General features: G+C 42.7%; 5 protein-coding genes. All 5 read right to left on the minus strand.

What is annotated here, in order from left to right:
* Positions 1-26: 26 nt before the first annotated feature.
* The 5 genes from HMPREF9078_RS00775 to HMPREF9078_RS00795 all read right to left on the minus strand — a co-directional run bounded on the left by HMPREF9078_RS00775 (position 27) and on the right by HMPREF9078_RS00795 (position 10,372).
* Positions 27-2,243: a GH32 C-terminal domain-containing protein gene (locus HMPREF9078_RS00775; RefSeq protein WP_034542417.1), complete on the minus strand. Its 2,217-nt coding sequence runs from the start codon at positions 2,241-2,243 to the stop codon at positions 27-29.
* A 332-nt stretch (positions 2,244-2,575) separates the two neighbouring features.
* Entirely contained in the window at positions 2,576-4,033 is a 1,458-nt protein-coding gene (locus HMPREF9078_RS00780; protein WP_009418805.1) for a glycoside hydrolase family 32 protein, read from the minus strand.
* A gap of 121 nt (positions 4,034-4,154) precedes the next feature.
* The gene (locus HMPREF9078_RS00785) at positions 4,155-5,534 is read right to left on the minus strand and encodes a DUF4960 domain-containing protein (protein WP_009418806.1); all 1,380 of its coding nucleotides are present in this window, start codon (positions 5,532-5,534) and stop codon (positions 4,155-4,157) included.
* Positions 5,521-7,191 carry a RagB/SusD family nutrient uptake outer membrane protein gene (locus HMPREF9078_RS00790; protein ID WP_009418807.1) on the minus strand — a complete coding sequence of 557 codons (1,671 nt, stop codon included), beginning with the start codon at positions 7,189-7,191 and terminating at the stop codon, positions 5,521-5,523. Before HMPREF9078_RS00790 ends, HMPREF9078_RS00785 begins: the two co-directional genes overlap by 14 nt.
* Before the next feature lie 37 nt (positions 7,192-7,228).
* On the minus strand, positions 7,229-10,372 hold the full coding sequence (locus HMPREF9078_RS00795; protein WP_009418808.1) for a TonB-dependent receptor: 3,144 nt from the start codon (positions 10,370-10,372) through the stop codon (positions 7,229-7,231).
* Between the last annotated feature and the right edge of the window lie 409 nt (positions 10,373-10,781).

Raw genomic sequence — 10,781 nt, forward strand, 5'->3', positions numbered from 1 at the left:
GGGAGAGGGGCAGAGGGAGAGGTTTATTATTTCAATTTATAGACAGTTACATCTTTAAGGGTGAGGGTACCTTTGTTGGTATTGAAGCGGAGGGTATTGTACTCTTCGGTAGGGAATACCGCATTGGTTTGTACTACTTCGCCGTTGTTCACAAAGAGTTCGGTTGAAGATTTGTCTACCAATAAGCGTACGGTATAGCTTTTCTTTGCTACCATTGGTGCTTTGATGAGTGTTTCGGCGAAGTTGGCATTGAAAGTTATACTGCTCTTACTGCGGTCTACCGATAGGGTTTTGGTAGCTCCATTGAATAGGTATTTTATCGTTTCACCTTTGGCATTCTCAAGGGCGAATGAGAAAGCATCAGTTTCGTTAGGGGTTACCGTGAAAGTGAGTTCGTAAGCTCCTTGATTATTGGGCAAGAAGTTTTCGAAGGTTATAGCATCGGAGGTGTTGGTACGTGTTTTATCACCTAAGAGTACCGCTTCACGACGCAAACTCTCCAACTCTTTTACGGGCTCACTGGCGACTACTAAGTGCTCGCCATTATGCACCAAACGCAAAACGCGGGCAACGGTCATCGCGCTACGGAAATTTTGAGTAGGGGTTTCATTGGCGTAATCCCAGTTGCTCATCCAGCCTATGAAGAGACGACGACCATCGGTGGCGGGGACATTACTCCACGTTACTCCTGCATAGTTGTCGCGACCATAGTCTAACCAAAGCGGATAGTTCATAGTATCGGGGGTGAAGGTTTTGCCATCGAAATTACCGATAAAGTACTGAGTAGCACTTCCGCCATTAGGTCCGCCTGGGTTGATACTCACAAAAAGCACCCATTTGGTTTTTCCTTCATAAGTGAGAGGGAAGAGATCGGGGCATTCCCACACACCGCCGTGTCCGCCTAAGCCTTCTCCGAACTCACTGAGGCGTGTCCATTCTTTGAGGTTTTTAGACCCATAGAAGGTGATAGTTTGGGTAGTGGCAAGGCTCATCACCCATTGTTTAGAAGGAGCGTGCCAGAATACTTTCGGGTCGCGGAAGTCAATGATATTGGCATCGGTGAGAACGGGGTTGCCTTCGTATTTGGTGAAGGTCTTTCCGCCATCGAGGCTATAAGCGATAGATTGGGTTTGGCGTTCGCCTGCTGAGGTGAAAATAGCCACCATAGCGCCTTTGCCAAAGCCGGCTGTGTTCTCGTGGTCAATCACGGCACTGCCTGAGAAAATCGCTCCTAACTTATCGGGGGCTAATACAAAAGGCTTGTATTCCCAATTCACCAAGTCTTTGGAAACAGTATGACCCCAGTGCATATTGCCCCAGCGCGCTCCATAAGGATTATATTGGTAGAAGAGGTGAAACACTCCGTCGAGGTATACCATTCCGTTAGGGTCGTTCATCCAGCCGTATTGAGGGGTGAAGTGGTATAGCGGACGGTATTTTTCGTTGTAGTTGAAGTTATATTCAGCCGACTGTTTGATTTCGGCTAAGCCCATATCGGTAGTTTTGGCAACAGCAAAAGTAAGGGTTACTTTTTTGCCTTTGTATGCCTCGATAGCAATAGGCACCCAGTAGTCTATTTTGTTTTGGGCGATGCGAATGGTCATTGGCTCGCCTATAAGGGTACCGTCTACCGATAGTTGGACTTTATTTTCGGTTGCTTGGTCTTCCACAGGAATGAGCAAGTACTTGTCTTTGGCTTCAAAGGTACGGGTATAATCAGTCATAAAAACGCTTTTTTGTTTGTTGCCTTGTTCGATTTGGTCGATGAGGATATGCCCCCAGCCACCGCGTTGGTTATCGACAATTCGGATAGTGGCTTTCTTGTTTTTATAGGGTTTTACGTCCCAAGTGAGCCATTGTAGGGTTTCAGTTTCGTAGAGAGAACGCGCTTGTAACACGCTTTTGCCTTCGACTAAAAGTTCAATATAGGTATCGGCGTGAGTGCCTCCCCCAACGAGGAAGTTGATGTAATCGCGCTCAATGGTGAACTCTTTGGAGGTTAGTGCTCCTCGAGAGTCGTCGCCGTTGTTGAAGCTATTGGCAAGGTGTTTCCCTTCAAAGCCTGTTACGGGCTGCTGACCGGTATAGCTACCCGTGGCGGGAGTCGCACCAAAGGCGTCGCCTTCTACCGTCCAATTGGCATAAGTGCCCGACTCGAAGTCCTCGATAATGAGGTCATCAGTGTTTTGCTGGCAGGCAGTGAGCGTTAAGACTCCTAATCCTGCTATTAGTTTGTTATTCATATACTTTTTTATATCTCTTTTAATTAAAAGATGGTACAAATATACATTATTTTTATTTGAATTAGCAAATAAGTAAACTAATTCCTCATCTTCATTCCCTCTCACTAAGGAGAGGGAGGAAGCTGAGACTTATAAAGTAATGAAAGTATCTGTTTTTGAGGTAAAAGATAAGATGTTTATACCCGTCCTTCGCCTTAGGTTCGCTTTAGCTTCGCCTTAGACTCATCTTTCCTTCGTCTTTTGTTCGTCTTTCCTTCGTCCTTTGTTCGTCTTTTGTTCGTCTTTCCTTCGTCTTAGGTTCACTCTTCCTCTTTTTACCTTTTACCTTTTACCTAAAAAGTAAAGTTTGCTGTACCGTTAGCAAAGATGCCCCAAGGGTTTTGGTTCATCTTGTAGCAACGGATAGAAAGGGCTACTACATCGTTCACATAGATTGCTGCTGCCGAGCCTTCTTGCACTATTTTCACCGTGTATTCCTTGTTGGCGTTCACGGGGAGTTTTATGCTATTAATGGTAGCAGTACCTCCGTCTCTAATCACACGGTTGAGTTGTAACTCTCCTTTGTTGAGGTTAAGGGTTACGCGATAGGTTTCATAAAGGTTACCACAAGCGCCAAACATCACCCCAAACTCGGTAGCGGTATTGGCTTTTATTTTGGCAACTATCTTGTTGAAACCACTGCTGAGGCGGTCGAACACACGAGTATTATTATCTAACGAAATGCTACCCAAAGAAGCAGATACCGCTTGTTTGCTATCGAACGCGGTAGGCATTTTTACATTGAGAGTACCATCGCTGTTTTGAGTGAGCTCGTGAACAGCCAAAGAACCTCCCCAGTGATAGGCAGAATTATCTTCGTAATTAATACGCGACGGATTCCAGCCCCATATATAGCGGTGAGTGCCGTCGGTAGCGGTTTTTCCGGCATAGAACACACGGTCGTCTAAGTCTTGTTGTGCAGGGGTAATCCAATTCTTGTCACCCACACGACGGTATCTGTATTGCACACGGCGCACACTTTCTTCGATGTTAGAGAATATTAAATACTGATAGTTTCCTTGTGTAAACACATCGGGACACTCTACCATAAAAGCACTGGGGTCAGTATAGAAGAAGGGTGTGTTCGGGTCTTTCGTCCAGTTCTTAAGGTCGGTAGAGGTGAATTGTGCTACGACACCTTTCCATACACCTCCTCCTATATCGGCACGGGTGCTGACGAGCATCTTATAGGCATTTCCTTCTTTGAAGACAATAGGGTCGCGGAACTCATTGCGGTCATACTTATCAGGGGCACGGAAGGAGTGTTGTGTATCCTTTGTCCACGTTTTCAAATCGGTAGAAGTAGCCCAATAGATGATTTCTTTGGGGTCTAAATCGCCGTTATGTCCTGTGTAGAAAGCATAATAGGTATTCCCGTCTTTGAATACTGAACCTGTACCGAGGGCATCTTCGTGCGAACCATCAGCGCCACAAGGGATAGCTTCACCATTATCAGTATAATTCACCAAATCAGTAGTGGTAGCACTATACCAAGGGTGGAAGGTTGCAGGTGCTGGACGTTGGTCGTAGAGGTAGAAGATATGAAACTTACCATTGTCGTAGAAGGGCATAGGGTCGCCTACCCACGCATTTTTGGGCTGAAAAAAGTGCTTATAAGTACGACCATAATCTTGTACTGCATAACAAGTAGAGGCATCGGGAGCCGCATTAGGATCGTTACTACAATATTCTTTTTTTTCACAAGCTATTAAAGCGGTAGCACAAAGTGCCAATGTTAGTGTCTTTTTCATTGTTTATTAATTTAATTTTAACCTCTTTTTTATTATTTAACCTCCTCCTATTCCCCCTTTTAAGGGGGAAGAAAGGACGGTTATCACATATACGTATGAAAAGAGGTATTTTATGTTTCTATTACTTCGCTAAATATTCTAAGGCGTTGGCAGTGAGCAATTCGATATTGCTTTTATAAGCATTAGCAGGTGAATTGTTTTCGTTATACCAGTCGTAAGCTTCACTACCTATACAGATAGTGCGACCTGCATTGCCTCGTTTGAGGTATTCAAAGATGACAGCGCGATTGCTCATCGTTACGTCCCAATGCAAACTTGCTAATATTTTGGAGCCTGCAGCAGTTTGCCAACCTGCAGCATTATGTTCATAATCTCCCCAATCGAAGTTCCAAATAGCATTATGTCCTTTTGTATTTGTTCCTTTAGAAAGAAAGAAGGATATATAATCAACCCCCGACTTTTTAGTCAATCCTTTAAACAATGGGTGGTTTTCATTGCCTTTGTAGCAAAGTGACCAATCTTCACCTACTGTAAATGGAACGTTATTTTCACCCCACATATTGTTTACTACCTTGCCGTCTAAGGCGATACCTAAATCGACTACGTATTGTACTGCCCAAGAAGACAATAAGAACGAACCACCGGCAGCATAGAATTGTTTCATCTTATTCACAACAGCATCTGCTTTGGCTTCAGCAGGCAACTCTTTGTTGTTATCCCAATGCCACCAAATCACTTTGTAGTCGTTGAGATTAACTTTGCCGTCCTTGATGTCGCTAAACGAAATGTATTTAGCAGTGTCGTAATTTTCGGTAAGCCAAGTGTAAGCCGCTTTCTCGTCTTCATCGGCTATAGCAGATGCACTGTTAGCTGTACCTACAAAGGCAATAGGTGCAAAGTTAGTAGGGATAATCTCTACGCTATACACAAAGCTTTTTCCACGATAACTCATAGTATAAGTAACGCTTTGAGTAAAGTTTTGGGTAACTCCCGAAGCAGGACTCACAGTAGCATTAGGTGTTGTGCTAAAGGTGGGAGTAAGCGCAGTAAGGCTTTCACCCTTAGGGTATTTCACACTTATCTTACCCGTACTGTGGTCAATCGTAGCTTTGTATTTGCCAATAGCAAAATTCTCTAACTGTGGATATTGAGCGGTAACAGTGTAATCCCAATAAAGGTTACCGTTGAAAATGCGGTATTTGGCACCTTTGCTCAAATCGACATTCGTTCCTGCAGTAGGTACTGAGGTAGCTCCCTCGGGCAATGAGAGGGAAGTGGTCATTTTGGTAAGATCGGTATTCCAAGGAGCGTACACCGTGATAGTTTGTTTCTCCTCGTCTATAATCCCATCGATACCATCGGCTTGAAAGGCATTAATTTTTGTCTCTTTGTCGTTAATAAGTTCGCCTTCGTGCTTTTCGTCACAGCTGAGTAAGCCGAGCAAAGCTGCTACACTGAGGGCGAGTTTGTGTACTATTGTTTTCATATTAGAATCCTGCATTTTGTTTGTAAATACCTTTTACATACCCTATTTGGTTTTGTGGAATAGGGATATACTCATTTTTATTTTTAGTGAAATAAGCACTGCTGAATATCGCTGGACGACGTGTTTTCTCTTTAGTGAAATAGTCGTTAAGCACTTGGTCAGCGATGCCCCAGCGCACGAGGTCGAAGAAGCGACTGCCTTCCATAGCAAACTCTAAACGGCGTTCCCAACGGAGTGCTTTGCGTGCGTTTTCTTGATTCCAAGTGATATTTACGCCATTTTGATATACAGCTATATCAGTATTGTTAGCGTAAGGAATCATAGAAGTACTTTGTTTAGCGCGTTGGCGCACTTGGTTAATAAGTGCAAGGGCTTCGTTGCTACGGTTGAGCTCGATAAGAGCTTCGGCACGCATTAGGAGTACATCGGCATAGCGCAACACGATACGGTTCTTAGAGTTACCGCGGAAAGGGTTGATATTGCGGAAGCAAGAGCAAGAAGGGTCTACATTTTCTTTGAGTGATGCATAGAAGCCATACACGTTGCTATTGCGGTTCCAGTCGTTCTTGTAAATCAATTCGGCATTGTACTTATAAGGCAAGCCAGGTAAGGCAACAGTGTGGAACAAACGAGGGTCGGCTTTATCACTGGCGGCGTTGTAATCGTTGTTGTTGAAGTTATCAAAATCGGGTAAGCCATTCACTGTTTTGAAGGCATTTACCAAATTCTGACTTGGTTTATGGAAATCACAGCAACCTAACTTTTGTGGAGCAGAGAGCTGGTCACCCCAATTGAGGCGTCCGTACTGAGTACCATCGTCCACTGAGTATTGTACCGCAAACATAGATTCTTTACCATTTTCATAACCACCGGGGAGGAAGTTAAACGCAAAGTCATCTTCCAAACCATAAGAAGAACCTAATGCAAAACTTGTATAAGTAAGTACCTCTTGCAAATCTTGGCTATTGATACCTGTTACACTATTGTTTTCTGATTGGCGATACGCTTTGTACAAATAGGCTTTAGCTAAATAAGCTGCTGCTGCATATTTATCAGCTCTACCTTTTTGAGGTTGGGTATTAGGCAATAAGTCGTAAGCTTTTTTGAAATCGGCTACTATTTTTTGCCATTGTTCATCATTAGGCAAAGTGTTAGGGGTGGTTTCGTAAGCACTATCAGGTGTATTCTCATCTACAAAAGGAATATGCCCAAAGATAGTTTTCAACACGAAATAGAAATGACCTCGTAAGAAATACATTTCGCCCATACGCGATTGACGATTTGCTACTTCAGCATCGGAAGCCTGTTGCAAGGCTTTCAGAGCGGTATTGGTACGCGAAATAGCCATATAACACATAAACCAAAAGCGGTCAGCTTCACCAAAAGTAGGGTCGATATTCTGAGCGATTTCATAGAAATGGAAATGCTGGATATCGCTCACATCTTGACCTCCTTTATAAGCGTCATCGGCACGTACGTTGCCATAAATCCAAAGACTAAAAGGTGCATCGTAGTGGTCGTTACCCAAAGACGAATAAGCGGTAGTTACCAACTCATCGGCTTTAGAGATAGCTTCTTTCTCGGTCATAATCCCTTGTGGATTATCGTCTAAGAAGTTGCAACCTGTAAGTAGAGTTGCAAATATTGTGGTGGTATATATTATCTTTTTCATTTTATTATTATTTATCAGACGTCAGACTATTGATAATTTAAAAGCTAGCATTCAATCCCATAGTGAATGTTATTGGGATAGGATAACCATAATTAGGGTTTTCAGGGTCTTTACCTGTAAACGATTTGCTCTTGATAGTAAAGAGATTCTGACCGCTTACATACAAGCGCAACTTGCTGAGCTTAATTTTTTCGGATACTTCTTTAGGTAAAGTATAGCCTAACTGTACGTTACGAAGTTTTAGGTAAGAGCCATTCTCTACATAGTAAGTAGACATACGCCCTTCGTTATTATCATCGGTATAAGCTACACTTGGAATATCGGAATCAGGATTGGTAACGGGGTCGAAAGCATCGAGCAAACGGCGACCTTTATTGGAGTAGGTATCTACCACACTCCAGAAGTCAGTATGTTTTTTCACATCGTTGATAATATCGACATTCTGTACGCCTTGTAAGAAGAGGGTAAAATCGAAGTTTTTGTACTCTAAGTTGAGGTTGAGACCGTAGATAAAATCAGGGTAAGGAGTCCCAATCCAAGTGCGGTCGTCTTCGTTTACTACTCCATCGTTATTCAAATCGCGGTAGCGGATACGACCAATACCTTTACCGTTTTGTATAGGGTGCTGATCGAGTTCTTCTTGGGTTTTGAAGATACCATCAGCTACATAACCATAATAAGATTGATAAGGACGACCTAAGATATTATCCCATTTACCATTTCCGCCGTAAGCATTGACTACAGATTCTGGTAACTCAGTAACTTTATTTTTATTGGTTGAAACGTTGGCATTGATATCGTATTTGAGTCCACCTTTGGTCTCGTTACGATAACCTACTGATACTTCCCAACCTTTGTTTTCCATACCAGCACCATTTACCCATTGGGTAGCACCTTCACCCTTGATACCTGCATAAGGAGGTTCTACCAAGATGTCTTTGGTCTTTTTGATATAGTATTCTACTGAACCGTAGAGATTGTTATTAAAGAAACCGAAGTCTAACCCGAAGTTGGTTTGTGTGGTAGTTTCCCATTTGAGATCTTTGTTACCGAGACGACTGCGACGGAAACCAGAAGCTAACTGACCAGAGCCTTTTCCTTCGATATCGTAAGAGGTATTCCAAATACCTGTTCCAGACCAAATATAGTCGCCTGTTACCCCATAGTAAGGATCATAAATATCGTAAATAGAGTAGTTACCGATTTCTTGGTTACCGTTTTGCCCCCAACCGAAGCGCAATTTGATTTCAGAAACGGTATTGCGAATATTCTCCATAAAGGCTTCTTGAGAAAGACGCCAACCCAAGTTGAAAGCAGGGAAAGTACCCCAGCGGTTCTCTTTGGCAAAGCGAGAAGAACCATCGTGACGAAGGGTAGCTGAAGCGAGGTATTTGTTATCATAAGCATAGTTGATTTTTCCGAAGAAAGAAAGCAACTTATAACCGGTAGCTCCACCACCTCCTGTAATACCTCCTGTAGCGAGATTAGGCCACATATATTCAGGGGTTTCTAAGGCAAGAGTAGTACCTTTTACAGAGAAGTTTATATCATCTTGTGAGAACATTTCCATACCTGCTAAGGTTTCGAAACGGCTCTTGCCAAGCTCGAAGTCGTAGGTAGCTGTATTTGCCCAGTTCCATTTCGTCCAGTGAGATTGTTCGAGTTGAGAGAAGGTTTTTTCTTTGCCTTCTTCCATAAAACCGGAAATATACGAATGGTTGAGTGTACGTTTATAGAAATTACCGTAATCTACCCCAAAGTTAGAACGGATATTGAGCTTATCAATAGGTTTAATGTTTACAAAAGCATTCCCGAACATACGCCAGTAGTTATAACGATTATTCTTATTGTCGTTTACTAAGCGAGCAGGGTTCTGACGGTCGGGCAAACCATTTACAGGACCTCCCCAATGCTTACCGTCTTGAGTGCGTACCGGAATGAAAGGTACGGCTATCATTGCTGCTTCGGTAATTTGGTAAGGTTGCTCTACCTCGCTGGTACGGTTTACAGTGAAGTTTTCACCTATGGTTACTACATCGCCAAAGAGTTTGTAATCGGTATTGATACGCGCAGAGAGGCGAGAGAAATCGGTATTCTTTACCAAACCATCGTTGTTATAATAGCCTAACGAAAGGAAGTAGTTACCTTTATCAGTACCATTGGTAACCGAAAGGTTGTACGATTCAGTTACCCCCATACGAGTGATTTCCTTGAACCAATCGGTATTAGAAGGGAGCATAGGGCTTCCTGTTTTATCAAAATACTGACGTGGATAGTACAAATTATTAAGGGTGCTGTGACCATTGGCATCGGTAGTGTAATCATAATGAATACCAAGTGGGTTTTGATTAGGGTCGTTACCACGGTTTACGGCTGCTTTCCAAAGCACTTGTGCATACTCATTAGCATTGAGCATCTTCATACGAGAGTGAAACATCGAAACGGTAGTATAATGGTCGAAATCTACCTTTAACACTCCGTTTCTACCTTTTTTGGTAGTAATAACGATGACCCCATTGGCAGCACGTGACCCGTAGATACTTGCTGCCGAAGCGTCACGCAACACTTGTATACTCTCGATATCGTTAGAGTTCAGCTCGTGCATACCGCCCTGAGTAGGTACTCCATCGATAATATAAAGAGGGTCGTTGTTATTAAGTGTACCGATACCGCGAATGCGAATGGTAGCTTTACCAGCAGGACCACCGTTATCGGTTACTTGCATACCTGCTACACGACCTTGGAGGGCTTTCATAGGGTTGTTTTCGGCAGTAGACATCATCTCGTTTACCTTTACTACTGATACTGCACCGGTAAGGTCGGTTTTACGTTCAGTACGATACCCTACAGAAACGGTAACTCCTTCGAGAGTAGTCACCTCTTCTTCTAAACTTACGTTTATTTCCTTGCGTCCTTTCACGGCTACGGTTTGGGATTTGTAGCCTATATAAGAAAAGACCAAACTATCGGTGGCTGCAACGGGTTGAAGGGTATAATTCCCGTCGAAATCAGTAGAAGCACCTACTGTTTTGTGCTTTACCACCACACTTACACCCATCATAGGGCTGTTGTCGGATTTTGCTTTCACCACCCCTTTTACTTGTTGGGCGAAAAGAGCACCCGAACAATTGCAGAGCAAAAGCGATAGTAAAATGCGCTTGTTTATCTTTCTACTCATCATATTGGTATTTGTTTTTTAACAATTGGTTTTATTTTCTTCGCATTGATGAAAATACGATGTTTTTTCGGAGGCAAAGGTAAGGCAAAAGAAAGTATAGTACTATCAAAAATCGGTCAAACACTATCAAAATTGTGGCTAATTTTTGATAATGAAGAAAAATACATAAAAGTTAATTGGCTAACTATTAAACATTTAAATATTTTTGATAGCAGATGAGCAAAAAGTGATAGGAGGAAATTTCTATTATTTTCGTTTGTGCATTTAAAAATTATAGTAATCTTAAAGAAAATAATTAATGAATAAAGGGAACCTATCCTCCTTATCACCTCTCGCTAAGGAGAAACTACAACGACACTAATACGAACAAAGGGTGGTTTTACAGTGGGTCTACAGTGGGTCTACAGTGGCT

The sequence above is a fragment of the Capnocytophaga sp. oral taxon 380 str. F0488 genome, from assembly GCF_000318255.2.
Taxonomy (GTDB): Bacteria; Bacteroidota; Bacteroidia; order Flavobacteriales; family Flavobacteriaceae; genus Capnocytophaga; species Capnocytophaga ochracea.